The sequence below is a fragment of the Cobetia sp. 4B genome (assembly GCF_018831605.1).
Taxonomy (GTDB): Bacteria; Pseudomonadota; Gammaproteobacteria; order Pseudomonadales; family Halomonadaceae; genus Cobetia; species Cobetia amphilecti.
On the sequence record NZ_CP059843.1, the window covers coordinates 4,294,013 to 4,319,205 of the forward strand.

22 protein-coding genes are annotated in these 25,193 nt (G+C 60.9%); 9 read left to right on the top strand and 13 right to left on the bottom strand.

What is annotated here, in order from left to right; translation table 11 throughout:
• The first annotated feature begins 5 nt into the window (after positions 1-5).
• From hemJ to H2O77_RS17690, 5 genes are all read left to right on the top strand, one after another.
• Positions 6-437, top strand: a complete 432-nt coding sequence (gene hemJ / locus H2O77_RS17670; RefSeq protein ID WP_043331686.1) for a protoporphyrinogen oxidase HemJ — start codon at positions 6-8, stop codon at positions 435-437.
• A 14-nt stretch (positions 438-451) separates the two neighbouring features.
• Positions 452-1,291, top strand: coding sequence for a hydroxymethylpyrimidine/phosphomethylpyrimidine kinase (locus H2O77_RS17675; RefSeq protein ID WP_215823640.1), 840 nt, complete (start codon positions 452-454; stop codon positions 1,289-1,291).
• Between the two features lie 250 nt (positions 1,292-1,541).
• Positions 1,542-2,834, top strand: coding sequence for a glutamate-1-semialdehyde 2,1-aminomutase (hemL, locus tag H2O77_RS17680; RefSeq protein ID WP_043331681.1), 1,293 nt, complete (start codon positions 1,542-1,544; stop codon positions 2,832-2,834).
• Between the two features lie 211 nt (positions 2,835-3,045).
• Entirely contained in the window at positions 3,046-4,566 is a 1,521-nt protein-coding gene (locus tag H2O77_RS17685; protein ID WP_240548655.1) for a bifunctional aminoglycoside phosphotransferase/ATP-binding protein, read from the top strand.
• A gap of 124 nt (positions 4,567-4,690) precedes the next feature.
• Positions 4,691-5,101 carry a hypothetical protein gene (locus H2O77_RS17690; protein ID WP_215823642.1) on the top strand — a complete coding sequence of 137 codons (411 nt, stop codon included), beginning with the start codon at positions 4,691-4,693 and terminating at the stop codon, positions 5,099-5,101.
• A gap of 150 nt (positions 5,102-5,251) precedes the next feature.
• Here the strand turns inward: H2O77_RS17690 and H2O77_RS17695 are convergent, their stop codons facing one another.
• From H2O77_RS17695 to H2O77_RS17725, 7 genes are all read right to left on the bottom strand, one after another.
• Positions 5,252-6,502 carry a hypothetical protein gene (locus H2O77_RS17695; RefSeq protein WP_153636732.1) on the bottom strand — a complete coding sequence of 417 codons (1,251 nt, stop codon included), beginning with the start codon at positions 6,500-6,502 and terminating at the stop codon, positions 5,252-5,254.
• A gap of 244 nt (positions 6,503-6,746) precedes the next feature.
• Positions 6,747-7,235, bottom strand: a complete 489-nt coding sequence (locus H2O77_RS17700; RefSeq protein ID WP_153636733.1) for a hypothetical protein — start codon at positions 7,233-7,235, stop codon at positions 6,747-6,749.
• A gap of 357 nt (positions 7,236-7,592) precedes the next feature.
• Positions 7,593-8,426 carry a CsgG/HfaB family protein gene (locus H2O77_RS17705; protein ID WP_043331673.1) on the bottom strand — a complete coding sequence of 278 codons (834 nt, stop codon included), beginning with the start codon at positions 8,424-8,426 and terminating at the stop codon, positions 7,593-7,595.
• Between the two features lie 27 nt (positions 8,427-8,453).
• Positions 8,454-8,867, bottom strand: a complete 414-nt coding sequence (locus H2O77_RS17710) for a curli assembly protein CsgF (protein WP_043331671.1) — start codon at positions 8,865-8,867, stop codon at positions 8,454-8,456.
• A gap of 76 nt (positions 8,868-8,943) precedes the next feature.
• Positions 8,944-9,447, bottom strand: a complete 504-nt coding sequence (locus H2O77_RS17715) for a CsgE family curli-type amyloid fiber assembly protein (protein ID WP_043331669.1) — start codon at positions 9,445-9,447, stop codon at positions 8,944-8,946.
• An 11-nt stretch (positions 9,448-9,458) separates the two neighbouring features.
• Complete coding sequence (locus tag H2O77_RS17720) at positions 9,459-10,142, bottom strand: LuxR C-terminal-related transcriptional regulator (RefSeq protein WP_043331668.1); 684 nt, start codon at positions 10,140-10,142, stop codon at positions 9,459-9,461.
• 581 nt (positions 10,143-10,723) lie between these two features.
• Positions 10,724-11,362: a LuxR C-terminal-related transcriptional regulator gene (locus H2O77_RS17725; RefSeq protein ID WP_052384307.1), complete on the bottom strand. Its 639-nt coding sequence runs from the start codon at positions 11,360-11,362 to the stop codon at positions 10,724-10,726.
• A gap of 482 nt (positions 11,363-11,844) precedes the next feature.
• On the opposite strand from H2O77_RS17725, the gene rdgB reads away from it, so the two are divergent.
• From rdgB to rlmJ, 4 genes are all read left to right on the top strand, one after another.
• Entirely contained in the window at positions 11,845-12,465 is a 621-nt protein-coding gene (rdgB, locus tag H2O77_RS17730) for an RdgB/HAM1 family non-canonical purine NTP pyrophosphatase (RefSeq protein ID WP_192839022.1), read from the top strand.
• Positions 12,465-13,664 (top strand): radical SAM family heme chaperone HemW, encoded by a 1,200-nt coding sequence (hemW, locus tag H2O77_RS17735; RefSeq protein ID WP_215823643.1) that lies wholly within the window; start codon positions 12,465-12,467, stop codon positions 13,662-13,664. The genes rdgB and hemW overlap by 1 nt, the downstream gene beginning before the upstream one ends.
• A gap of 85 nt (positions 13,665-13,749) precedes the next feature.
• Positions 13,750-14,412, top strand: coding sequence for an OmpA family protein (locus tag H2O77_RS17740; protein WP_043331663.1), 663 nt, complete (start codon positions 13,750-13,752; stop codon positions 14,410-14,412).
• Positions 14,413-14,639: 227 nt separating this feature from the next.
• On the top strand, positions 14,640-16,319 hold the full coding sequence (rlmJ, locus tag H2O77_RS17745; RefSeq protein WP_215823644.1) for a 23S rRNA (adenine(2030)-N(6))-methyltransferase RlmJ: 1,680 nt from the start codon (positions 14,640-14,642) through the stop codon (positions 16,317-16,319).
• 191 nt (positions 16,320-16,510) lie between these two features.
• Here the strand turns inward: rlmJ and H2O77_RS17750 are convergent, their stop codons facing one another.
• From H2O77_RS17750 to rpmH, 6 genes are all read right to left on the bottom strand, one after another.
• Entirely contained in the window at positions 16,511-18,328 is a 1,818-nt protein-coding gene (locus H2O77_RS17750; RefSeq protein WP_240548656.1) for an ABC transporter transmembrane domain-containing protein, read from the bottom strand.
• Positions 18,325-20,220, bottom strand: coding sequence for an ABC transporter transmembrane domain-containing protein (locus H2O77_RS17755; RefSeq protein ID WP_215823645.1), 1,896 nt, complete (start codon positions 20,218-20,220; stop codon positions 18,325-18,327). The genes H2O77_RS17750 and H2O77_RS17755 overlap by 4 nt, the downstream gene beginning before the upstream one ends.
• A 137-nt stretch (positions 20,221-20,357) precedes the next feature.
• A complete protein-coding gene (gene mnmE / locus H2O77_RS17760; RefSeq protein WP_043331660.1) occupies positions 20,358-21,776 on the bottom strand; it encodes a tRNA uridine-5-carboxymethylaminomethyl(34) synthesis GTPase MnmE in 1,419 nt (472 codons plus the stop codon).
• Between the two features lie 210 nt (positions 21,777-21,986).
• Complete coding sequence (gene yidC / locus H2O77_RS17765) at positions 21,987-23,651, bottom strand: membrane protein insertase YidC (RefSeq protein ID WP_043331659.1); 1,665 nt, start codon at positions 23,649-23,651, stop codon at positions 21,987-21,989.
• 119 nt (positions 23,652-23,770) lie between these two features.
• Positions 23,771-24,160: a ribonuclease P protein component gene (gene rnpA / locus H2O77_RS17770; RefSeq protein WP_052384306.1), complete on the bottom strand. Its 390-nt coding sequence runs from the start codon at positions 24,158-24,160 to the stop codon at positions 23,771-23,773.
• A gap of 11 nt (positions 24,161-24,171) precedes the next feature.
• A complete protein-coding gene (rpmH, locus tag H2O77_RS17775; RefSeq protein WP_043331656.1) occupies positions 24,172-24,306 on the bottom strand; it encodes a 50S ribosomal protein L34 in 135 nt (44 codons plus the stop codon).
• Positions 24,307-25,193: the final 887 nt, after the last annotated feature.

Below are 25,193 nucleotides of genomic sequence, written 5' to 3' on the forward strand. Positions count from 1 at the left end.
CCCTCATGTATCTGTGGATCAAGGCTTTCCATCTGATTGCCGTAGTGTGCTGGTTTGCTGCCCTCTTCTATCTGCCCCGGCTGTACGTCTATCACGCCCAGGCGCGTGATGCCGGCGACCACAAGGCCATCGAGTACTTCAAGACCATGGAGCGCAAGCTCTATCGCGGCATCATGATGCCATCGATGATCGCGACCCTGGTGCTGGGGATCTGGCTGCTGGCGCTGGTGCCGAGCTTCATGAGCATGGGCTGGATGCACCTCAAGCTGACCATGGTCGTGCTGCTGGTCGGCTATCACCATGCCTGCGGCCTGTATCTGAAGCAGTTCGCCGCCGATACCTGCAAGAGAACCTCGCGCTACTTCCGCTTCTTCAATGAAGTGCCGGTGCTGATGCTGGTGGTGATCGTCATCTGCGTCATCGTCAAACCGTTCTGAGGGATGGTTCAGCCATGACCGAGTGCTCAGCGCAACTGCCCTACGTGCTGGTATTGGCGGGGCATGATCCCAGTGGCGGCGCGGGTCTGATCGCCGACAGCGAGGCGATCCGTGCCGGTGGCGGCTGGGCGCTGACGGTGCCGACGGCACTGACGGTGCAGAACTCCTGCAATGTGCAGGCGGTGATCCCGCAATCGGGCGAGTCGATGCTCGCCATGGCCCGCACCCTGTGTGAGGACTTCCGCCCGGGCGCGCTCAAGATCGGTCTGCTCGCCAGCGAAGCGGCGCTCACGGCGTGCGTGACGCTGATCGAGGAACTCCAGCAGCGCTGGCCGGGGCTGCCCGTGGTGTGGGACCCGGTGCTCAAGGCGGGCGGCGGGCTGGAGCTTTCCACCGAGTCGCTGATCCATCAGGCGCGTGAGAGCTTGCTGCCGCACGTGGATGTGCTCACGCCCAACCGCACGGAGCTTGCGCGGCTGGCGGCCTGCCCCACGGGGACGGGCGACGGCCAACTCGCCAAACATCTGCTGGCGGCAGGCGCCGGGGCCGTGCTGGTCACCGGTACCGATCCTGTCGAGCGCGATGCTGATTCGCTGATTGAGCCGTCGGTGATCCATCGCCTGTATCGCCGTGACCACGCCACGCTCGCACTGGACTGCCCGCGACTGACAGGCAGCTTCCATGGCAGCGGCTGCACGCTGGCCTCGCACCTGGCGGTGCGTCTGGCACGCGGCATGACGTTGCCATCGGCATGGCAGGCTGCCCAGCAGGCCACCTGGCAGAGTCTCGTCGATGGCCAGCAACGTGGGCGGAAAGGTGCGTTGCCCGAGGCCCAGTTTCTGCCCTGGCGATAGCGCTATTGCCCTTTTCGACGCCGGCACCCCTCGCGCTCGCGCGGCTGCAACTCACCCGTAAGTCGCGTTAAGCTGTCGCCATCGATGGCATTCGGGTTATCCACACCCCCTTGCCGCCCCGAGGCTATCGGGCCGTTTCATCGCCTGTGGACAAGCTGCATTCACGTTATCCACAGCGTCTTAGTGTCTGATCCCCTTTTTCTCCATTTTCGCGGCCGATGGCCGCTCGCCGCTTATCAAGAGGTATGTCATGACCACGTCCGCTGCCCAGTTCGAACGCGCCAGCCGTCATATTCCCGGTGGCGTCAACTCGCCGGTCCGCGCCTTCAAGGGACTGCATCGTCCGCCGGTGTTCATCGACCATGCCAAGGGCGCGTATCTGTTCGATGTGGAGAACACGCGCTATATCGATTACGTCGGTTCCTGGGGCCCGATGATCACCGGCCACGCCGATGAAGATGTGCTCAGCGCCGTGCGCGAGCGTCTCGAAAGTGGTCTGTCCTTCGGTGCGCCCACCGAGATCGAGTCCGAGATGGCCGAGCTGATCTGTGAGATGCTGCCGAGCCTCGACATGGTGCGCATGACCAACTCCGGCACCGAAGCCACCATGTCGGCGATCCGCCTGGCGCGGGGCTTCACCGGTCGCGACAAGATCGTCAAGTTCGAGGGCAACTATCACGGTCACTCCGACTCACTGCTGGTCAAGGCCGGCTCCGGCGCGCTGACCCATGGCGAGCCCAGCTCCCCGGGCGTGCCGGCCTCGCTGGCCGAGCACACCATCACGCTGGACTACAACGACGCCGAGGGCGTGCGCCGTTGCTTCGCCGAGCTGGGTGACGAGATCGCCTGCATCATCGTCGAGCCGGTCGCCGGCAACATGAACTGCATTCCGCCGGTTCCGGGCTTCCTCGAAAGCCTGCGTGAAGTGTGCGATGCCCACGGCAGCGTGCTGATCCTCGATGAGGTGATGACGGGCTTCCGTGTCGCCCTGGGTGGCGCTCAGGCGCATTACGGCATCACGCCGGACCTGACCTGCCTGGGCAAGATCGTCGGCGGCGGCATGCCGGTGGGTGCCTTCGGCGGCAAGCGCGAGATCATGCACCACCTCTCGCCGCTGGGGCCGGTCTACCAGGCCGGGACGCTGGCAGGCAATCCGCTGGCGATGGCCGCTGGTGTCGCGCTGCTGCGCAAGCTCAAGGCCCCCGGCTTCCACGCCGAGCTTTCACGCAAGGTCGAGATGCTGTGTGAAGGCCTGGAAAGCCGTGCCAAGGCGGCAGGCATCCGTCTGATTACCCAGCATGCCGGTGGCATGTTCGGTGTCTTCTTTACCGATGACGCTGAGGTCAGCAATTTCGCCTCCGCCACGCGCTGCCGTCAGCAGGATTTCGTGACCTTCTTCAACGCGATGCTCGCCGAAGGCGTCTATCTGGCGCCGTCCGCCTATGAAGCCGGCTTCATGTCCGCGGCGCATACCGATGCTGATATCCAGGCCACGCTGGATGCGGCTGAGCGGGTCTTTGCGCAGATGTCCGCATCGAACTGAGTGCGACGCGAGACAGTACCTGAGTCCGCGGGTTGGCCAACGCAGACAGGAACCCGCTCGGCAGGCTGCCGGGCGGGCTGCCATCCGGTACACTTGTCGCCAACGATAGCGATTGCGCTAATGACCTTATAGCCAGCTTGCCTTAGCGGAGACGACCTTGAGCCAGGCCTTGATTCGAGCCCTTCACACAGCCGATTGCTTCGATCACCCCGTGAAGGATATCGAAGTGCACGAGACGCATATCTCGTGGATCGTGCTGACCGGCGACTACGCCTACAAGATCAAGAAGCCGCTGGATTTCGGCAGCTTCCTGGATTTCTCGACCCTTGAGCGCCGCAAGCTCCTGTGTGAACAGGAAGTGCGCCTCAACCGCCGTCTGGCGCCGACGCTGTACCTGGATACCGTGGCGATCTCGGGCACGCCAGAGGCTCCGCGCATCGGAGACGACAGTGATGTCTTCGAGTACGCGGTCAAGATGCGCCAGTTCTCCAATCGCCATCTGTTCAGCGCCCTGCAGGCCAGTGGCGAGCTGTCGCTGGAATTGCTGGATGATCTGGTCGACCAGCTGGTGGCCTTCCACGAGCAGGCCGAGCGCATCCAGGGCGATAGCGAGCTGGGTAGCCCGCAGATGGTCAGTCGTACCATCGACAACGAGTTCGAGCTGATTCGTCCGCGCCTCGGTGATGATGCCGAGGCCATCAAGCGACTCGCGCTGCTCAAGCAGTGGATCGAAGAGACCTTCCAGCGCCTCAATCCCGAGTTCGAGCGTCGCTGGCAGGAAGGCTTCGTGCGTGAGACTCATGGCGATATCCATCTGGGTAACGCCGTGCGCCATGAAGGCCGTGCCCTGCTGTTTGACGGCATCGAGTTCAATGAAGAATTGCGCTGGAATGATGTCGGTTGTGACCTGGCCTTCCTGGTGATGGATCTCGAAGCGCGTGATGAGCAGGCCTTTGCCCATCATGCGCTCAACCGTTATCTCGAGCTCTCCGGCGATTACTCGCTGGTGCGTCTGCTGCCGTACTACAAGATCTATCGCGCACTGATCCGGGCCAAGGTGGCGATGATTCGCTATCACCAGCCTGACCTGTGTGAAGCGGATCGCGCCGATGTGCTGGCCGAGTACGAGCGCTATATCGGGCTGGCGGAGCGCTATAGCGAGATCCGCTTCCCTTACATGATCATCGGTGTGGGTGTCTCCGGCAGTGGCAAGAGTCGCTTCACCGAAGAGATGGTGCGTGAACTGGGCGGTGTACGCATTCGCAGCGATGTGGAGCGCAAGCGTCTGTATGGCTTTGCGGCGGATGCCGATACCGAGTCCGGGCTCAATGGCGGCATCTATACCCCCCAGGCCACCCATGCGACCTACGAGCGACTCTCGAATCTGTCAGCCACGCTGCTGGAATCGGGCATCCCCGTCTGCATCGATGCCACCTGCCTGAAGAAGGTGCAGCGTGATCGTCTGCGTCATGAGGCAGAAGCCCGTGGCCTGCCGGTGCTGATGATCAGCTTCGAGGCCGATGACGAGACGCTGCGCAAGCGCATCATCAAGCGTAGTCAGCGCAGTGGCGAGGCTTCCGAAGCGGGTCTGGAAGTGCTCGACAAGCAATTGGCCAATCGCGAGCCATTTGCGCCAGAAGAGCATGGTCAGCTGGTCCATATCGACACGACAGCGCCCAACGCCAATGTCACCTTGGCTCGCCTGATTCGTGAGCAGCTCAGGCTGCATTGAGACGAGCGATCGTTGTCATGGGGCATGGCGGAATGACCGCCATGCCCTTTTTTGTATTGCATAGTGCGCTCCCGAGTGAGCCTTGGCTTTGGTTGGGAAGCTATGCATCTGGAAAGGAAATATCATGCGCCAACAATGCGTAAATACCGCCGCCGCTGCCATCAGTCTGGCACTGCTCGCGGGCTGCTCCAGCCAGCCGACAACCGCTGATCTCATGCGCGGTCAGGCTGAGGAAGCCAAGGCCGTCGCCAAGGTGCGTGATCAGCTGGCCGATAATTGGGAGAGCGGCAAGTCTCTGGTGGCCGCGGGTGAGAAGCAGATCGTCAGTGGTGAGAATCTGGTCAATGATGGCGAATCCAATATCGCCAAGGGCCAGGCGCTGATCGACAAGGGCAATGGTCAGATCAAGAAGGGCAAGGCGCGGATCGCCAGCGGTAACAAGCAGGTCAGCAAGGGCCGTCAGATGGTGGATGAAAGCCTTGAGAGTTATCGCAAGTCCTTCCCGGAGAATGTCGTGACACCGCCAAAGAAGTAACTTGCCGCTGCGATAGATGTTTCGCGGCTGGTACTGGAAGGCCGCTGACAACCCTGTCAGCGGCCTTTTTCATTATGGGGATCCACCGAGCGGAAAAACGAAAAACCCCGCTTGCGCGGGGTTCTGTAAGACATCCTGGCTGGGGCGTGATCAGTACTGCATCACGTTGGCTACGTTGCCACCGCCAGTCTGGGTGATGGTGGAAGAGTTGGTGAAACCAGTCTGCGTCACATTGGCAGTATTCGGCGCAAAGCTCATGAAGCCGCCAGCCTGCTGCAGAATGGTGGATTCGTTATGTCCGCCTACCTGCAGCACGGTCGCACTGTCGTTGTAACCGGTCTGGGTAATATAGGACTCGTTATCAACCGCCCAAACCTGCGTGACATTGGCATCGTTGTTGAAGCCGCTTTGCTCAGTCATGGCCAGATTGCCCAGGCCAGCCTGCTTGATATCAGAATCATTGAAGGCACCGCTCTGAATGACCATGCTACGGTTACCGTAACCGTACTGGTCTATCTCGGAGTCATTGTGGAAGTCAGACTGAGATACGCTGGCACGGTTGTAGCCACCCGCCTGATTGATATCGGAATCGTGTGACTTGTCGCTTTGCATGACACGAGCTCGCTGATGCTTGCCGGATTGTGCGATGTCCGAGTCACTGAAGGCCCCCGTCTGCATGACACGTGCCTTGCTGTACTTCCCGCTCTGTAACACGCTGGAGTCATGGTAGATGCCGCTCTGGCTGACGGAAGCGACGTTGTAGTCACCGCTCTGTTCGACATCCGAATCATGGCCGAGGCCCATCTGGGTCACGGTCGCTTTCTCGTGACTACCGCTTTGCGTGGCAATGGACGAGTTGAAGGCGCCTGTCTGGGTCACGGTCAACTCATTGAAACGACCACTTGAGTTCGGGCCGCTATCGCCTTGCTTGGAGACGGAGTTGTTGCGCAGGCCTTCCTGGGTGATGGTGGCCGTGTTCTTGAAGCTTTTCTGGTCGACATCAGCGTGGTTGCGGCGGCCATCCTGGTAGACAGTTGCTATCTGTGCCTGCCCCCTCTGCAGGACATCCGCCATATTGGCCAGGCCTTGCTGGTTGACACTGGCAATGCTCGCGACGCCGCTCTGGTAGACAGTGGCGCCGTTGAAGGCCCCTGTCTGGTCAATATCACTGGTATGCTCTCCGGCGTTGAACGGGTTTCCATTGCGATCACCTTGGGTGACCGTCGCGCCATTGGCGAAACCGGTCTGATCGATGTCGGAAGCATTGTCCACTGCCATCGCATGTGAAGAGAAAGCGACAGCGGCAGCCAGCAAGCTCATTTGGATTTTCATGGTTTGTTCCCTTGTGTAGATCGTTTTTTGAGTTGTGTTTTTATTATTGATTTTCTTCTGGTCGTGCATCCCCTGACATGATGACGGTCTGGTTTTTCGTGATCCGCGACATCATGTTGTACTGCTACTGCTCTTTTGTGCCCTTTCCAGAAGGTTGTATTCGTCATGCAGGACTTTTGACTACATGAAAGCGAGAACACCTCCTGGCTAAGCAAAATCCATATTGTCGATTCGACGAAAGCGAATATTCAGCCACCACCTTCACAAGCATCATCGTCATAGAGCGATGTCATGCGAGCCATCGTGGTAAAGATCACTGTTGTATGACCTGGACACGCATATGGCCCCGTGAATATTGAGTGATACTTGCCGGTACCTGACTACTGGCCTGTTGTAGAAGCGTGGCGCTTCCCCCGATGCCTGTCTGCTGAATGCTGGCGCTTTGCCCAACACCTTGCTGAATGATCAGCGCATCATGATATTGGCCATGCTGAAGAATGCTGGCTTCATGCAGGGCACCCTCTTGCAGCGTGTATGCCGTGTTTCCATTGCCATATTGATCGACACCTGCTTCATTCAGGGCACCGCTCTGGTCAATCAATGAGGCGTTGCCATTGCCATGCTGAGCGATCATCGCTGTGTTGTACGTGCCAGATTGCTCGATGACGGCCACTGAGTGGCTGCTTCCCAATTCGGAGGTGGTCGCCAGGTCATTGGCCAACACCCACAAGCTGAATGTCAGTGATGAGAAGAAAAGGCAGGCCTGTAGCATTCTTCTTTGTTGATGCTTTGCCGAAGCCATGGCGTGAGTCCATCCAGGTGACCGTCTAAGTGCTCTAACTATTGGTCTTTATCGAGGCCATCACCATCAGTCCTTTTCGGGTTTATGAGGGCTAGAGCTTGCTACTTATAATGTCTTGCCCAATAGCGGTGAGTAATGACAAAGGGTGGCCAGATTTTCAGCACCGTTCAGGGAGGTATTACTGTTGACGGTATTAGGTGCATGATATTTCATGCTTTGTTGTTTTATTTATTTCTTATGTTTTGCGCAGACACGAAAAAAGGCAGCCACCTCTTGTGAGGTGACTGCCTTTTAAGGAAGAGATAAACACCGCGAATACCAAGATGCTCTCTACGGGGTCTTGAATGTGGGCTGGCTCTACAACATCGGGGTCGGGGCTTGCAGGTAATCCATCAGCTCTGATGTCTGAAGGCTGTCCGGGTCCTGGAGAACCCAGAGCTGGCGTTCGACGCCTTGCGCAATCAAGTGAATCACGGCAGATTCGATGGCGGACATGACCGCCATCTGTACGGGTTCATTGCTGGTATACCCCGCTTCCATCTCCAGCAAGCGACTGAAATCGATGAAGCGATAGACGCCCGCCCTCAGCTCGCGTGAGTAGATCGTCTTACTGGTATTGACGTTGGCGATGACCTGCCCCGTGGTGATATCGACAGCGCGCAGATTGACCGTCACCTGGTCCACCTGATACTGACCAGAGGCGCCGATCCCGAAGTATTCCGCGCCCGCCCCGCCTGTTCTGACATTGGAGTCAAAGGCAATGATGCCACCCTCGAACAGCAGGTTGGCGGCTTGCAACGCGGCAAGATCATTCTGTCCCGTGCGCTCCATGTTGGCGCGGATGATCTTGCGCTCTGTCAGCAGGTTCTGCAGTCCCACGCGCTCGAGTGGGATGAACCAGCCGGAGTCCGACAATGCGGCGCTCAGCATGGCGGCGCCACCCTGGGTGACCGCCGTAGAGAAGGTACTGGCAGGGGCAGGCCGGTACTGGCCCGTCTGGTCACGGAAGTCATAGATGGCGACCGGAATACGCCCGGCGGGAGGCGGCAGACTGATCAGGTCTTGATAGGTGGCGGTTCTTGGCATCAAGGTGCTGGGCACCCCTTCAAGACCCTGGGTATTGGCGACCATCGGCGCACAGCCTGCAAGCGCCAGGCTGGCAACGGCCAGCATGGGAGTGAGTATCTTCATTGGACGAAACCCTTCATCAGTAGCGGATCAGAATGTATTGCCTGATGTGCCGAGGTTGATGACGGTGGTTTCACCTGTGGCGCGGTCAAGCACCTGCATGGAGAAACCGCCATTGCCGTTGCTGACCACTTCAATGCGCAGCTGCGCACTGTCGATCACGCTGGAACGGCCGGGTTCCGTAGCTTCTACGGCGTCGGTGATGGCATCAGAGACCAGGCTGTTGCGCAGGTCATTGATGAAGATTTCGGTATCGGAGAGGCTATCGAAAGAGTAGGCATCAGGATCCTCATGGGTGTCCTGGGCCTGGGCCTTGCCAAGCAGGTAGCTGCCATTGAGAGGGTTGCCACCGAAACTCGGGTTGATGGGCTGATAGATGAGTTCACCGGCATATAGCGGCATCGCCGACAACAGCAACGACACCGCGAGTGTCTGATGCTTCATGATGTTCCCCTGTTCCCTTGCGTATTGTCAGGGTCTCCGTGTCCGGAGCCCATTTATTATGTCGGTCTTCAATACATCAGAATTCGTCACCGGCCATGTCCGGGTCGTTGCGCAGGGCTTCCATGACCTTGCGACGCAGGAACTGGTCGGAGACGCTTGATACAGCGGCGCTGGCGTACATATCCACGTCATTAAGGCGCGGAGGGAGCGTCGCTTCATACAGAACGTTGTTGCCTTCGGTGATCCAGATGAGGCTGCCCCAGCGTGCTGAGGGGCGTTCATGGATGCTGAGGGATGTGTTGCGGATGGCTGGGCTATCGAGGCGTTGCTGGCTGAACTGGCGGAAGAAGGTCTTGCCGATCATGGTCATGGTGCGATCGATCATCACGCCGCTGAGACCGTCGGAGAGCGTGGGACGAGTGCGCTGGATGGCGACCCCATCTTCCCCCTGACGGCGAGCCTGCTGCTCTTCACTGGCAACGGATACCTCGGGTCGCACCGCCTCCGGCGCGGATTGCGCGAAGGCGGGCGACAGACTGAAGCATGTCAGTCCCCAGGCGACCACCTGGCGGCTTGTCATGCCCCGACCGTTCACGACATCTGTGCTCTGCGAGCGATGCGTGGGGTGCGCGAGACAGGCATTGCCAGGTTCTGACGTGCCCAGTTCATGGCCTGAATGCGGTTATGCACCTTGATCTTGCGGAAGATGTTGTAGAGATGTGACTTGACCGTGTGTTCACTGACGAACAGCTGGTCAGCAATCTCGGTATTCGAGGCACCCGTGCCCAGCAAGCCGATGATTTCCACCTCACGCTGGGTCAGACCACAGACCGGGCGATAGGCGTTGAGCTGCTGACGGCGATAGAAATCCAGCAGGCGGGTCATCAGCGGTCGGGACATCCACATGTCGCCTTCCAGCAGTTTCGCGATGCCCTTGCTGATCAGTGAGAGGCTGTCCTGTCGGTAGAACACGCCTTGAAGATGGGTGCTGACCAGCAGGCTGGCAGCTTCCTCTTCATCACTGATGTTGATAGCGGCCAGCTCTGCGCTGGCATCCTGGCTGGCATCTGCATCCCAGCGTTGCATCGTGCCTTCATCGACGTGGTCGGTGTCCAGCAGCACTATCGTTCTTTCTGCCTGCCCGGGTGTGTAATCCTCGTCGGGGCTTGCGGAAGCCACCTGACACTCAAGCTGCTGGCGAATGTAATCCATGAAAAGCGCTGACTGCGGATTGCAGTCAGTCACCAGCAGCACCATTGCGTTCCCTGTAATCATGGTGCGAGACCTCTGAGTTGTCGTACCGATTTTCTTGGCGGAGCCATATCTGAAGTGTGGTTGGGTGAGTCGTGTAGCACTGCACTCATTCACGTCGGGCATTACGCGCTGAGCACCTTTATAGGATTGCGCGATAGTGGGGATAAGGCAACCTCTAATCAGTACTTGCTAAAATAACCAGTTTATCCTTCCCCTCCAGTCCTGATTTGACCCAGAAAAAGAATAGGAAAAACAGTACGTAAACCTGATGAAAATAGCGCTGGTCATGATGACCCTTCTCGAGAGTGCAATGAAAACCAGACCTTTGCGCTTTTTTTACCAAGCTTTCCACTGGTTCAAAGGTACCACATATCTAATGCTTGGAGGCTTCTCTTCAATGTCATTATGTAACCGGGCTTGTCTTTTTGTATCCCCGCATTCGAGGGGTGTCAGGAATGCGACGCAGTACTGCACATGAGTCATTTCACTCTTGAAAAGTGAAGCGCTTACTACGCGTAGCCGGCGTGAGACATGCTCTGTCGCTGTGGTGACCTCACAGATTCACCTGCTGGAAGAGATGCTCGTCCAGTGTCACCTGAGCCTCAGGATTCCGGCTCCGTCGTGCGCTTGGGGATGTAAAGGTTGAGGTGCTCGTGGGCCCACTGGATCGCCTGATGGCGGTTGTGGACTCTGATCTTGCGAAAGATGTTATATAAATGAGACTTCACGGTGTGCTGGCTCAACATCAATCTATGCGCGATATCTGCATTACTTTGCTGTGACGCAATGAGTGACAATATTTCCAGTTCCCGTTGTGTCAGTCCCATGACAGGCTGGAAGGCAATCTGTTGTTGTTGACGATAATGACGAATCAACGTCTGCATGATATTGCGAGTCAGCCAGTTTTCATTCTCGAGTATCTTGCCGATACCCTTGCTGATTTGTTCAAGGCTGTCCTGGCGATAGAAGATTCCGCTGAAAGGAATATTCAGAAGTAGTGAGATGGCATCGTCTTCATGTTCGACATTGAAGGCAGCGATCTTGTCGATATGGCTCCATCGCATCATCTGGGCCAGACTGCACTGGGTGCTGTCGATCAGCACCAGGCAGGGAGATGACGGCAGTGGGGCTTCATGGTGGCAGGCCTCGACGACACATTTCAGTGTCTCTTGCAGGTACTCGACGAACAGTTCGGTCTGCGGTGAAGGGCTTGTCACGAACAGGACTCTGGTAGCAGTCATGGGGCGCTCCTGTCGCAAGCGTTTTGGGGGGCTCATCATCAGCAGGCTGAGGCGGAGACATGAATCCACGGTGATTCGATGGTTGTCTTGAAGTCTAGTCGAGTGACACCTGGGGGCTGGCGCTGCGCATAGTGTTAGATGGCATAACGCACATTTCTTTTATTTCCCACTTAAAGGCTATACAAAACATCGAGTTACGGGATTTTTTCGGTTGATGTTTACTTGCTTGAGCCGCGAGGCACAGACAAATCCTGCACAGGCATTAGCCCGCGCTGAGGCAGATAGCCTGTATCGGCCTGTCAGTCATCAAGTTGAGCACATGAGTGACATCGGCCCATGACATCATGGATCTCAGTCGTGCCTGGCGCAGACCCGTCGCGTGTACGCACCGGACTCACGCGCTAGAATGGGGTGCTGCAAGCGCCTTGCCCGTGTGACTCACACGCGGCCGCATTCTCGTTGTTCCTATCCCGGAGATTCACATGTCCGCTTCTTCTCTCGTACTGGCCAGTGGCAATGCCGGCAAGCTACGTGAATTTTCCCACCTGCTCGCACCGCTGGGGATCGAACCGATGCCTCAAGGGCAGCTGGGAGTGAGTGACGCCGAAGAGACAGGGCTGACCTTCGTCGAGAATGCGTTGATCAAGGCGCGCCACGCCGCACAGGTCACCGGCCTGCCGGCATTGGCAGATGATTCCGGGATCGAAGTCGATGCGCTGGGCGGGGAGCCGGGCATCTATTCCGCACGCTTTGCCGCGCGGCGTCAGCAAGGTAGCGGTGATGGTGACAACAACGCCGCCCTGTTGGCAGCGCTTGAGGGCGTGCCTGAGCAAGCGCGTACGGCGCGCTACTGGTGCGTGCTCGTCTATCTGCGCCATGCGGCAGACCCGGTGCCGATCATCGTTCAGGCCAGTTGGGAGGGGCGTGTCCTTGACGCGCCTCAGGGCGAGGGTGGCTTCGGCTATGACCCGCTTTTCTGGCTGCCGGAACATGGCATGACCGCCGCGGCCCTGGAGGCCGAGACCAAGAACCGTCTCAGCCACCGGGGACGTGCGATGCAGCAGTTGCTCGAGGCGCTTGCCGCGCAGAGCGGTCAGGCGTGATGTCCGCCGCGAACCTGCCGCCTCTGTCGCTCTATATTCACGTGCCGTGGTGCGTGCGCAAGTGCCCCTACTGTGACTTCAACTCCCACGGGGTCGGGCGTGATGCCGGCTTGCCTGAAGAGGAGTACATCACGGCGCTGCTGGCCGATCTCGATCAGGACCTGCAGTTGTTGCAGGGTCAGCCCGAGCGTGAATTGCACAGCATCTTCATCGGCGGCGGCACGCCGAGTCTGCTGAGCGGGGCGGCTTACCAGCGACTGTTCGATGGCCTGCGGGCGCGCATGACGTTCTCTGCCGGCTGCGAGGTCACGCTGGAGGCCAATCCCGGCACGCTGGAGCAGGGCCGCTTTGCCGCCTATCGCGCCGCCGGCATCAATCGCTTGTCATTGGGCGTGCAGACCTTCCAGCCGGAGCAGCTCGAGGTGCTGGGGCGCATCCACTCCGCTGAAGAAGCCGGGCGCGCGGTGGCCAGCGCACGGGCGGCGGGCTTCGACAATTTCAATATCGATCTGATGCATGGCCTGCCGGGCCAGACATTGGAGACCGCGCTGGATGATATCCGGCGTGCCCTGGCACTCAAGCCGACCCATCTGTCCTGGTATCAATTGACGCTGGAGCCGAATACCGAGTTCTATTCGCGCCCGCCGGTACTGCCGGAAGATGATCTGCTGTGGGATATCCAGGATCACGGTCACGCCGAGCTGGAGGCTGCCGGTTTCCGTCGTTACGAGATTTCCGCCTATGCCCTTGAAGGGCGCAGCGCGCGTCATAACCTCAATTACTGGAAATTCGGTGATTACCTGGGCATCGGAGCGGGCGCGCATGGCAAGTTGACGTTGTTGAAGACCGACTCGGCAGGGAACTTGAACGGCGAGTTGCAACTCCAACGCCGTTGGAAAAGTCGTCAGCCTGAAGCGTACTTGCGCAGGATGCAGGACCCTCGCGGGTTCGTGGCGGGTCAGCAGGAAATTGACCGCGATGAGCTGGCGCTGGAGTTCATGATGAATGCACTGCGCTTGACCGGGGGTGTCAGCTTCGAGGATCTGCGTCGCACGACCGGGCTGGATCGCGAGGCATTGGAGCCGGGCCTGAGCCAGGCGCGCTCGCGCGGGCTCATCGTTGAGGATGACGTGCTGTTGCGCGCCACGCCCCAGGGCTTATTGTTCCTCAATGACCTGCTGGCCATGTTCGACACCTGATTGATCAGGCATTATCGGAGGCATGACGATTATTTGCGCAATTGTCGTCTTGCCTTTAATGAGTGTGTAGATAGGGAGCGTTACCATGAAGAAGTCTGTACTCCTGGCCCTGCCGTTGGCAGCCGCCGTCGCGATGGCGGGTTGTTCCACGACCAACCCGTATACCAATGAGCAGCAGACCTCCAGTGCGGCGAAGGGTGCCGGCATCGGTGCGGTCGTCGGCGCAATCGCCGGGGCGACCAAGAGTGGTAACCATCGTCTCGACAAGGCGCTGATCGGCGCCGCTGCGGGTGCCGCCGCGGGCGGTGGTATCGGCTATTACATGGATGTTCAGGAAGCCAAGCTGCGTGATCAGCTGCAGGGCACCGGTGTCAGCGTGACCCGTGTCGGCGACCAGATCATCCTCAACATGCCGTCCAACGTCACCTTCGGTTCCGACTCCAGCACCCTGTCCGGCCAGATTCAGCCGGTCATGGATGGCGTCATCACCGTGCTCAAGGAATACGACGAGACTCGCGTCAACATCGCGGGCTATACCGATTCCACCGGTGCCAGCAACTACAACCAGAATCTGTCCGAGCTGCGTGCCCAGGCCGTCGGCAACTATCTGGCCAGTGGTGGCATCGCCTTCAACCGACTGAACATGCGCGGTTATGGTGAAGCCAGCCCGGTGGCATCCAACGACACCGCCTCCGGGCGCGCCCAGAACCGTCGCGTCGAGATCACGCTGACGCCGATGGAAAGCTGAGCCCCATCAGCTGTCATGGCGACATGACGGTGAATGACCACGAGGCCTGCGCATTTGCGTGGGCCTCGTTGCTTGGCAAGCACGGCTTTTGGGGTGACAAGTGATCATCTCTGCTATCCTTCAGCCCCTTCGGCGGCCTTGTCTGGTTTTCCTCTCGTCGCCGCCCCCCGATTTCTATCTGCTGCCTCGCTGGATGTGGCAGGTATCGCCGTATCAAGGAGGCGCTCTTGCTCGCCTATCAGCACGCCTATCACGCTGGCAATTTTGCCGACCTGCACAAGCACCTGCTCGCCACCACCCTGGCCGAGCAGCTATTACGTAAAGAATCTCCCGTTACGTTTATCGACACTCACGCCGGTCGTGGCTGGTATCCGCTGGCGGCCCGCGAGACGGAACAGCTGCGCGAATACGAGCAGGGCGTTCTGCCGTTGTGGCAGGTGCGTGATCGCTGGTTGACCGATGCGGGTGAGCCGAAGTCCCCGTCCGCTGACAAGCCGCTGGCTCGCTGGCTGGCACGTCTGGCGGACATGCAGCCGGATGCCGCCAAGGGCAGCGCCAGCGAGCTGAGCGTCTATCCCGGTTCGCCCTGGTGGCTGAGCCAGTCGCTGCGTCGCGGCGATCGCCTGTTGGCCTATGAGCTGCATCCGGGCGAGATCTACCACTTCGATCAGGCCCCGGTGCAGCGTGACAGCCTCGGCAAGGTCATGCGTCGTCAGCAGGATGGTCTGTCCGGTCTGTTGGCGGCCGTGCCGGTCACCACGCCGCGCGTCGCCGTGCTGATCGACCCCAGCTATGAGCTGAAGAATGATTACCGTGATGTCGCCGAGGTCGTGGTCGAGACCCTGCGCAAGTCACGTCATGCCACCATCATGATCTGGTATCCGCTGCTGCCGGCGGGTCGTCAGCATGATCTGCTCGAGCGCCTCAAGAAGCATTCGCCGGCACCGATGTGGCGCAGCGAGCTGACGATCGATTCGCCGGAAGGCGAGCACGGCATGTACGGCTCCGGCATGCTGGTGATCAACCCGCCGTGGCAGTTCGATCGTCAGTTCTCCACCGCCATGCAGGAAGTGGTCGAGGTGCTCAAGGGCGCGTTGCCGGCTCCGCAGTCGGTTGCCGTCGAGCACAAGGGCCTGTGGTGGCTGTCGGAGGAAGTCGCCCGCGAACGCAACGAGCCCAAGCCGATGCCGCGTGAGCGCCTGCTGTCGCTGCGCAAGCTCAACCAGAAGGTCAAGCGCGACAGCGATGTCGAGGTGACCCAGGCCAAGCCCAAGCGCGAGAAGCTCAAGCGTGGTGAAGGCTGGGCCAAGCCTCGCGTGCGCAATGACAGTGCGACGCCCAAGGCCAAGGGCAAGCGCCATTCCGCGACTGCCAAGCCCAAGACCAGCATCAAGGCGCAGGTCAAGGATGAGGTGCATGGGCATTCCGCGCCGAGCCAGAAGCGCGTCAGCGAGAAGCCTGCCGAGCGCAAGTCGACGGCCGCTGTCGAGCCGACTCGTCCGCGTGGCAAGGGCGAGACGGCAGGCAAGGGAGCGGGCAAGGATTCTGCCAGCTGGAGCGACTGGTCCTCCAGCGTGCCGGGCAAGGGCCGCCGCGAAGGCTCCACGCGGGTCAGCATGCGCAGCACGCCGGCGATCGGTCGTGATGGTCAGGTCAACCCGAACAGCACGACCAAACTGCCCAGGAAGTACGCGGCCAAGCAACGTCCTGAAGACAACAAGGATGTCGGCAAGCCGCTGGATGCGCGTGAAGCGCGTGCCCTGCGTGAGAAGCAGGAAAGCAATGCCATGAGAGGCAAGGCTGCCAAGGGCGGCGCCAGCAAGGAAAGCTCTGGAAAGTCAGCAGCTGGCAAGGACAGCTCTGGCAAGAAACAGGGCAACAAGCCACGCGGCCCGCGCAAGCCGTGATGACAGGTGTGAATGCAGAACGCTGAGCGCCATATCAAGAGCTCGGACTGACAACGCCCCCATAGGCCATGCCTGTGGGGGCGTTTGCATTGTGGGGCTTCTAGATTGTGGGGCTTCTAGATTGTGGGGCGTCTAGATCGCGGGGGCGTGTGCATCGTGGGGCGTTTGTATTGTGGTGACCAGTGGCCTGATCAGTGCGCGATGTCTTCCCGCCATAACCGCCGATAGAGGCCGGGTTCTGTCATCAGGGCATCATGGGCCCCCAGCTGGGTGATGCGGCCCTGTTCCAGCACCAGCAGGCGGTCCGCATCGCGCACCGTGGCAAGCCGGTGTGCCACCACGATCAAGGTCACTTCGCCACGCAGCTCATGCAGTGCCTGCTGCAACAGGGCTTCGGTATGGCTATCGATGCTGGCGGTGGCCTCATCCAGCAACAGCACGCGTGGTGTCGTGACCAGTGCGCGTCCGAGCGCCAGCAATTGTCGCTCACCCGTGGAGAGACTGAGGCCGCGCTCGCCCAGCAAGGTGTCGAGCCCCAGCGGCAGACTATCGACCAGCGGCGCCAGATGCGCTTTGTGCAGAACCCGTGACAGGTGCTGCTGACTGATCTCACGCCCCAGCAGCAGGTTGTCGCGCAGTGTCGTGGCGCGGAGGAAGGGCTCCTGCGGGACGACGGCTATCGCGGTAGCGCGTTGTTGAGCCGACCACTCCATCAGCGGACGACCATCCAGCAGCAGCTGAGACGCCGGGGCAGGGCGCTGCCCGCTGAGCAGATCGAGCAGGGTGGACTTGCCGCTGCCCGTCGGGCCGACCACGCCGAGAAACTCACCGCTCTCGATGGCAAGCGTCAGGCCATCGAGGGCCGGCCCCTCCGCACCCTGATGGTGGAAGGTCAGCTGCTCGAGCTGATAGTGACCACTCGCTATCACGGTGTTGTCCGACTGCCGACGCGTGGCCGCCTTCGCGGCGCGCGTGTCTGGCTCAGGCGTCTCGCGTGGCCGGTCCAGGACCTCTTCCAGCCGGCCAGTCGCCACCAGCGCCGACTGGAAGACCTGCAGTCGCTGCGTGATCTGGATCAGGGGCTCGCTGATGCGCCCCAGCCAGGCGATGAACGCGTAGAGCACTCCCAGTTCCGCACCGCCCCCCAATTCGCGCAGCCCGAACACGGCGACCAGCGAGAGCGTGATCAGCATCGCCATCAGGTCGATGGCCGAACGCAACAGCAGCCCCGACACACGCACCGTGCGCATGCGCGCCTGATACTGGGAGACGTTGAGGTGGTGATAGCGCCGACTGAAGCGTTCGGTCTGGTCGCTTGCCTGCAGCACACTCATGCCGCCGATCGCCTCGGCGATTCTGGCATTCTGCAAGGCACGCAGGCGGCGCACCTCGCGTGCAGCACGTCCGGAGAAGCGCTGATACAGCCAGATCATGCCGATGGAGAGCGGTACCAGCGCCGTCGCGATCATCGCCAGGGTGCCATCCATCAGGGCCATCGCCGACAGGATGCCGATCAACAGCACCACATTGCCGATCAGTGTCGCCAGCACCCCGATATACAGCTCCTTGAGCGACTCGGTGTCGTTGGTCACGCGGGCCACCAATTCACCGGCAGCGATATTGTCGAGGGTCGATAGTGGTTGATGCAACAGGTGTGTGAAGACTCGCTCACGGATATCGCGCACGCTGGCGAGGGCCAGGCGGGCAAAGCGCAGCTGCTGGAAATAGCGTCCGGCGGCGGCGCCCAGCTGGGTGATCACGTAGATGCCCACCAATCCTGCCAGGGCCTCGGGGGCGAGGTTGCCGGGAATCAGGTAGTCATCCAGATAGCGCTGGGTCAGCCACGGGCCAAGCACATCCAGTACGGTCGCCGCGATCAGGATCAACAGCGCGCGCAGGACCTCTGCGCGGCGCCTGCCCAGCGGTTGCCAGAGCAATGCCAGGCGCCGTCGGCTGAGCAGGCGAGTGCCGCTGAGGGTGTCGGGTCGTGTCGCGGCATCGTGGCTCATGAGCGCTCCGCCTTGGCATCGTCTTCGCGGTTGACCTGCTGGGCCTGCCATAGGCGCCAGTAGGCGCCGCGGGCGGCCAGCAGACTGGCGTGATCGCCCTGTTCCAGGATGCGCCCATCCTCGAGCACCAGGATCTGCTGGCAGGCCTGCACGGCAGACAGGCGATGGGAATTGATGATCAGCGTGCGCTTGAGGCCGTGGTGATCGGGTTGCTGCAGGCGCGCGAGAGTCTTCAGCAGGGTGCGTTCGGTGACCTGGTCGACCGCCGACAGGGTGTCGTCCAGCAGCAGGATAGGCGCCTCGCTGAGCAGGCTGCGTGCCAGTGCCAGCCGCTGACGCTGGCCGCCAGAGAGCGTGATGCCTCGCTCACCCACCAGCGTTTCCAACCCCTGGGGGAGGCGGCGCAGATCTTCCTCGAAGGCTGCCGCGCGCAGCGCCTCTCGAATTCGCTCGTCGGAGGCCTCGGGGCAGGCGAGGGCGACATTGTCGGCTACCGAGAGCGCAAACAGGAACGGGTCCTGGGGGACCAGTGAGAACTGCTGGCGCCAGGCAGATAGTGTGTACTCACTCGCTTCTCTGCCGCCGAGCGTCAAGACCCCTTGCTCAGGCGTCAGAGGCCAGCTGCGCGACAGCAGACGCAGCAAGGTGGACTTGCCACTGCCGGTCGCGCCGACGATCCCTAGACTGCCCCCTGCCGCCACCTGAAGAGAGAGAGGCCCCAGAGCACGTTGCTGGCTGCCCGGGTAGTGGAATTCATTGATCTCAAGGCGTAGTGAATGGTCACTGACCTTGTCTAGGGTGCCGCTATCTTCAAGGGCTTGTGGTGCGGCGTGGAAGGTGGCCAGCCGCCGTGCGGCTGCCGCGCCGCGCTGCAGGATATTCAGGCACCAGCCAAGCGCGAACATCGGCCAGATCAGCTGCGCCAGATAGAGCGTGAAGCTGGTCAGTTGGCCCAGGGTGATGGCGTCATCCAGATAGCGCCAGCTCCCCACGCCCAGCGTCAGCAGCGTCGCCGCCGAGAGCGCAATGAACACCACCGGATCAAAGGCCGCCTCCAGCTTCTGGACGCGATAATCGACGGCTTCGGCGGCGGCGGCACGCTGCGAGAATCTTGCGCCTTCATCCTCCAGCAAGGCATGGCTTCTGAGCATGCGAATGCCGGCGAAGGCTTCCTGGGTCTGGTCATTCAGGTCCGAGAAGCGCTCCAGCGATTCGCGGAAACGCTCTCCGATCCGTCGCGAGATACGTGCGAAGGCCCAGGCCATGAAGGGGAAGGGCAACAAGGCGAGCAGCGTCAGTGGCACATCGATGGCGATCAGCATGATGCCGAGCACCAGCACGAAGGTCATGGCGCCATCGACGCTGGACAGCACACCTTCCGCGGCGGCCATCTCCACGGCATCGATGTCCTGACTGGCGTGCGCCATCAGGTCTCCGGTGCGATGGCGCTGATAGAAGCCGGGGTCCAGGCGCGTCAGCTTGGCATGAAAGGCATCACGCTGTTCCGTCCCCAGCTGATAGGCGGTGCCGAACAGCGTCACGCGCCAGGCATAGCGCAGTGCATAGAGCGCAAGCCCTGCACCTACCAGCCACAACAGGCGGCTCAGCAAGGCCTCGTGGTCGAGGCTGCCATCACGCAACGCATCGATGGTGGCGCCGATCGCCCACGGCAACAGCAGATTCAGCCCCGCGACCCCGATCAGGAACGCGATGGCCAGCAGATAGCGGGGCCAATGGCGGGTGAAGAAGTCGAGCAGCAGGTGGCGCAACGGGGCCTCGGGGAGAGGCCCGGAAGTCAGTTCAGCGGCGGGGGCCGGCGGGGGAGAGGCGCTGGAGTCACGGGACTCGCGATGGGCATCCTGCGGTCTGTTCGATGTCGCGCGTCCCGCCATGTCGGCTCCCGGTCTGCCCCTGCCCGCCTCCGCCACTCGGAGGGGTCGGCAGAGGCAGTATAACGAGAGGGAGACAGCCAGACGCAAGCACTGTCGGCAAGAGAGCCCGCCTGCGGGCGGGAGTCAGCTCGGCGCGATCACTTGCCGATGCAGAAGCTGCCGAAGATTTCCCCGAGCAGATCATCGGCGGAGAATTCGCCGGTGATCTCGGACAGCGCCATCTGGGCGGCGCGCAGGTCTTCGGCCAGCAGCTCGCCGGCACCGGCGCCATGCAGCTGGGCGTCGCCGTTGTCGAGAGACTCGCCAGCGCGTTCCAGCGCATCCAGGTGGCGGCGGCGGGCGCTGAAGCGACCCTCTGCGGTGCCGGTGAAGCCCATGATGTCCTTGAGGTGATCGCGCAGCGCATCGAGGCCCTGATTGTCGCGCGCCGAGATGCGCACCACGCTGGCCTGGTGGCGTGCCAGCTCGGCATCACCATCCTGCGTTGCGGTGATGGCGGTCAGCCCCGGCGTCTCGCCGCTGGTGTCGATCTTGTTGCGGACCAGCGTCAGGCGGGACGGGTCCGGCAGGCGCGCGACGAATTCCGGCCAGATTTCCATCGGGTCCGTCGCCGAGGTGGTGGCGGCATCGACCAGCAGCAGGACGCGGTCCGCCTTCTCGATCTCGTCCCAGGCGCGCTGCACGCCGATGCGCTCGACGGCGTCCGGCGTGTCGCGCAGCCCGGCGGTATCGATGATATGCAGCGGCATGCCATCGAGATGGATGTGCTCACGCAGCACGTCGCGGGTGGTGCCTTCGATATCGGTGACGATGGCGGTGTCCTGCTCGGTCAGCGCATTGAGCAGGCTCGACTTGCCGGCATTCGGGCGGCCGGCGATCACCACCGTCATGCCTTCGCGCATCAGAGCGCCCTGGTTGGCAGCGGCTCGCACGCCCACCAGCTCGGCCTTGACCTCATCGAGGCGCGCCGCGACATGGCCGTCGGCCAGGAAGTCGATTTCCTCTTCGGGGAAGTCGATGGCGGCCTCGACGTAGATGCGCAGCTCGATCAGGCGCTGCACCAACGCACTGACGCGCGTCGAGAACTCGCCCTTGAGCGAGCGCAGCGCATTCTCGGCCGCCGCACGTGAGCTGGCGTCGATCAGGTCGGCGATGGCCTCGGCCTGGGCGAGGTCCAGCTTGTCGTTCAGGAAGGCGCGCTCGCTGAATTCACCGGGGCGTGCCAGGCGTGCGCCCAGCTGCACGCAGCGCTCCAGCAGCAGGTCCATGATCACCGGGCCGCCGTGCCCTTGCAGCTCCAGCACGTCCTCGCCGGTGAAGGAATTCGGGCCCTGGAAGTAGAGCGCGATGCCTTCGTCGAGGGCGATGGGGTTGCCCTGGGTATCGAGTCCCATGAAGGGACCATAGTGGGCGCGGCGTGCCGGCGGGCATTGGCCCAGCATGGCCTGGGCGATGGCCTGACAGGCCGGACCGGAGACACGGATGATGCCGACGCCACCACGGCCGGGCGGAGTGGCCAGGGCCGCGATGGAGTCAGGCTGGTAGGCGGTAGACATGCACAAACCTCGGGCGCGAAGCCGGAATGAAGATGAAGGAGATGGCCGCTATTGTCGCGGCTGGAGGCCCGTGACAGCAAGCGGGGTGACGGGAAAGGCGCCTTGCGGCGGGAGTGTCGGCGCAGCCCCCGGAATCAGGGCCCTGAAACGCCACGACCCCCGCCGAGGCGAGGGTCGTGGGTGAGTCATGTCAGGCGAACCTGAAAGGCATCATGCGCCTTTCTTGGTTGGCTCGGCATTCTCGATCTGACGGGTGATGACGTACTGCTGAGCGATCGACAGCGTGTTGTTGACGATCCAGTACAGCACCAGACCTGCCGGGAACCACAGGAAGAAGAAGGTGAAGACGATCGGCAGCATCTTCATGATCTTCGCCTGGGTGGGGTCCGGAGGCGTCGGGTTCAGCTGCTGCTGGATGAACATCGTCAGGCCCATGATGATCGGCAGGATGAACAGCGGGTCCTTCACTGACAGATCCTGGATCCACAGCATGAACGGCGCGTGGCGCAGTTCGACGGATTCCATCAGCATCCAGTACAGGGCGATGAAGACCGGCATCTGGATCACGATCGGCAGACAGCCCCCCAGCGGATTGATCTTCTCCGTCTGGTAGAACTTCATCATCTCCTGGGAGACCTTCTGGCGGTCGCTGCCGTACTTCTCCTTGATGCGCTGCATCTCGGGGCCCATCTTGCGCATCTTGGCCATCGAGCGGTACGCGGTCGCGGACAGCGGGAACAGCACGACCTTGACCAGAACGGTCAGCAGGATGATGGAGGCACCCCAGTTGCCGACCAGCGCGTGGATGTGCTCCAGCAGCCAGAACAGCGGGTTGGCCAGGAACCACAGCCAGCCGAAGTCGACGACCAGTTCCAGGTAGGGAGCGGTCGCTTCCAGCTGGTCCTGATCCTTCGGGCCGACGAACAGGGTCGCGCCGAGCTCAGCCTGCTGACCCGCGGCGATCTGGGTCGTCGGGCTCGCGAAGGCGGCGACATTGCGGTTCTGCTTGTCGACGTTGGCGTAGTAGAGGTTCTTCTGGTTGTCAGCCGGCACCCAGGCAGACACGAAGTAGTGCTGGATCATGGACACCCAGCCACCCTGGACGTCGACATTCTTGAAGCTGCCGTCCTGGATGTCTTCGAAATCGACCTTCTGGTAGTGGTTCTCTTCAGAAGAGAATGCTGCACCCAGATAGGACTTCATGCCCATGCCGCCACCGCTGGTTGGGTCCGCGCTGTTGTCACGGGCCAGCTGACCGATGAAGCGAGCATTGACCGGCTGCTGTGACTGGTTGTCCAGCAGGTAGTCGACCTTGATCTGGTAGCTGTCCTGGCTGACGGTGAAGCGCTTGATGACCGCAACACCATTGATGTCGGCCTTCAGGTCCACTTGCAGGCTGTCGTCACCCTCGGCAAGGGTGTAGCTGTTGCTGTCGGCAGAGAAGGCGATACGGCCCTTGTGGCCATCCAGCTGCAGGCCGGACTTGGCCACGTAGCTGCGTGACTGATTGTCGGACAGCAGCACGAAGGGCGACTCGGAAGCGTTGTTCTGCTTGTGCTCGAGCAGCGCTGCATAGACCACGTCACCGCCCTGCGGATCGATACGCAGGTCCAGCACGTCAGTCTTGACTTCAATCAGGTTGTTGCTCGGGGTGCTTGCTGCGCTATCCGGCGTGGAGAGGCCGGTATCGCCATTGGCAGTCGTGCTGCTGCTTGGGGCTTCAAGGCCTTGCGCAGTGGCATTGGCGGCCTGAGAGGCAACCTGGGGAGCCTGTGTTTCCGCAGCCGGCTGGTCGTAGTCCTTGTTCCACTGGACCACCATCAGATAGGCGACAACCGCAAGCGGAATCACGAGGAGTAATCGTTTGACGTCCATGGTGTATACCCGTTGGAGGGTGAATCAATCTGGCGGGGAGTCAGATGAGTCCGGTCACGAACGGTAGGGCGTATAACGAAAAAAACGCCACATGCCGGACGCACCGGGCAGGTGTCGCGTCAGGCAGGTGGCGTTGACTTGGCCGCCTTCTGGCGTCTGGCGTCCTTCTCCAGACGAGCCCACATGCCGTCCAGCTGGCGATGCAGAGTCTCGTTGTCCAGCTCGGTCACGCCTCGTTTGGCCAGTACGACGATGTCGACGGCCGGAAGGCGCTGCTGGCGGAGGCGAATGGATTCGCGCGTCAGACGTTTGAGGCGGTTGCGATCTACGGCACGGCGCACGTTCTTCTTGCTGAACACCAACCCCAGGCGGGCATGTCCCAGGTCATTCGGACACGCCAGGGCTAGAAGCCCCTTGCCGTGTACCTTGAGGGTGGTGTGATCGAAGACGTGCCGGTAATCCCCGGCAGTCAGCAAGCGAAGCTGCCGGGGAAATCCCTGACGGGACATCCGGGCCTCGATCAGGCGCTCAGACGCTTACGGCCTTTCGCACGACGACGCTGGATGACCTCACGGCCACCTTTGGTCGCCATACGAGCACGGAAACCGTGTGTGCGCTTGCGCTTCAGGACGCTCGGCTGAAATGTGCGTTTCATAGCTGCTTCTTCCCACGTGGTTGTTTGGAAAAGGTCAACGAATGTTGCCCTGTATCCACATGAGGACAGGGCAGATTGGTCAGGGGCAGGGATTCTAGTGAATCTGCAAGTGGCTTGCAATGTCGCGTTGGAAGTTGTCCACAGCCCGTTCGCGGCATTTGACGACAGATATCGTCTACGCCGCCCGCCATATGGCGCTTCGTGTCTCACGCGGATCACGCGCAAGACAGGCCTTCGGGCACAAAAAAATTCGATTTGGCGTCTTTGAGCCAACAGGCACCGCTCACCAGGCAAGCGATCAGCGCTTTTTCAGCGCTCAGTGGGGCTGAGTGATTGGCATCGCCCGCCATGGCGATGCGCAGGAAGGGTGCAAGTCCTGTGTTCGGTCGTGAGCCTCAAGGATTCGCGTTTCTGGCGAGTGGCTGTGCACTCCCGACCCTGGCGTGTCAGGCGTGCCGAAAAGTCGCAGTGGATAACCCGGGATTCTGCCGACGCGATCACAGCCCCTCGCACCTCGCGTGATTCGAAGATCGCGGGTCTGCTGTCATTACTACAGAGAAGTAGTTCTGAATAACCAATAACTATTAAGGAAGGCAGTTGCTGTGGATAACCTGTTTTTTCCTATCTTGCTCAATTGCATGTCGATAGGACAGCTCTGGCGATAAGTGGTGGGCAACCTGCGTTCAGCCTGTGCATGGCCATGTGCATAACTGTCGTCTTGTCCACAGTCGAAATCTTGTGCGCGGATACTCCCCAGCCTGTCCCGATGCGGATACTTGAAGAATACCGATGTTGTCCACAGTGCTTTTTGCGGCAGATGTCGTGTGGATAACTCGTGGCTTGGCCTATACAATGGCCGCCCCTTCGACAACTGGATGTGAGGTCGC

Coding starts and splice junctions, on each gene's coding strand:
- H2O77_RS17710 (WP_043331671.1), bottom strand. CDS start 8,867: ATGAAGCATCAGACACTCGCGGTGTCGTTGCTGTTGTCGGCGATGCCG.
- rdgB (WP_192839022.1), top strand. CDS start 11,845: ATGTCCGCTTCTTCTCTCGTACTGGCCAGTGGCAATGCCGGCAAGCTA.
- H2O77_RS17690 (WP_215823642.1), top strand. CDS start 4,691: ATGCGCCAACAATGCGTAAATACCGCCGCCGCTGCCATCAGTCTGGCA.
- hemW (WP_215823643.1), top strand. CDS start 12,465: ATGTCCGCCGCGAACCTGCCGCCTCTGTCGCTCTATATTCACGTGCCG.
- H2O77_RS17705 (WP_043331673.1), bottom strand. CDS start 8,426: ATGAAGATACTCACTCCCATGCTGGCCGTTGCCAGCCTGGCGCTTGCA.
- H2O77_RS17750 (WP_240548656.1), bottom strand. CDS start 18,328: ATGAGCCACGATGCCGCGACACGACCCGACACCCTCAGCGGCACTCGC.
- H2O77_RS17720 (WP_043331668.1), bottom strand. CDS start 10,142: ATGATTACAGGGAACGCAATGGTGCTGCTGGTGACTGACTGCAATCCG.
- yidC (WP_043331659.1), bottom strand. CDS start 23,651: ATGGACGTCAAACGATTACTCCTCGTGATTCCGCTTGCGGTTGTCGCC.
- H2O77_RS17715 (WP_043331669.1), bottom strand. CDS start 9,447: ATGACAAGCCGCCAGGTGGTCGCCTGGGGACTGACATGCTTCAGTCTG.
- hemL (WP_043331681.1), top strand. CDS start 1,542: ATGACCACGTCCGCTGCCCAGTTCGAACGCGCCAGCCGTCATATTCCC.
- hemJ (WP_043331686.1), top strand. CDS start 6: ATGTATCTGTGGATCAAGGCTTTCCATCTGATTGCCGTAGTGTGCTGG.
- H2O77_RS17725 (WP_052384307.1), bottom strand. CDS start 11,362: ATGACTGCTACCAGAGTCCTGTTCGTGACAAGCCCTTCACCGCAGACC.
- H2O77_RS17755 (WP_215823645.1), bottom strand. CDS start 20,220: ATGGCGGGACGCGCGACATCGAACAGACCGCAGGATGCCCATCGCGAG.
- H2O77_RS17675 (WP_215823640.1), top strand. CDS start 452: ATGACCGAGTGCTCAGCGCAACTGCCCTACGTGCTGGTATTGGCGGGG.
- H2O77_RS17695 (WP_153636732.1), bottom strand. CDS start 6,502: ATGCACGACCAGAAGAAAATCAATAATAAAAACACAACTCAAAAAACG.
- rpmH (WP_043331656.1), bottom strand. CDS start 24,306: ATGAAACGCACATTTCAGCCGAGCGTCCTGAAGCGCAAGCGCACACAC.
- H2O77_RS17700 (WP_153636733.1), bottom strand. CDS start 7,235: ATGGCTTCGGCAAAGCATCAACAAAGAAGAATGCTACAGGCCTGCCTT.
- rnpA (WP_052384306.1), bottom strand. CDS start 24,160: ATGTCCCGTCAGGGATTTCCCCGGCAGCTTCGCTTGCTGACTGCCGGG.
- H2O77_RS17740 (WP_043331663.1), top strand. CDS start 13,750: ATGAAGAAGTCTGTACTCCTGGCCCTGCCGTTGGCAGCCGCCGTCGCG.
- mnmE (WP_043331660.1), bottom strand. CDS start 21,776: ATGTCTACCGCCTACCAGCCTGACTCCATCGCGGCCCTGGCCACTCCG.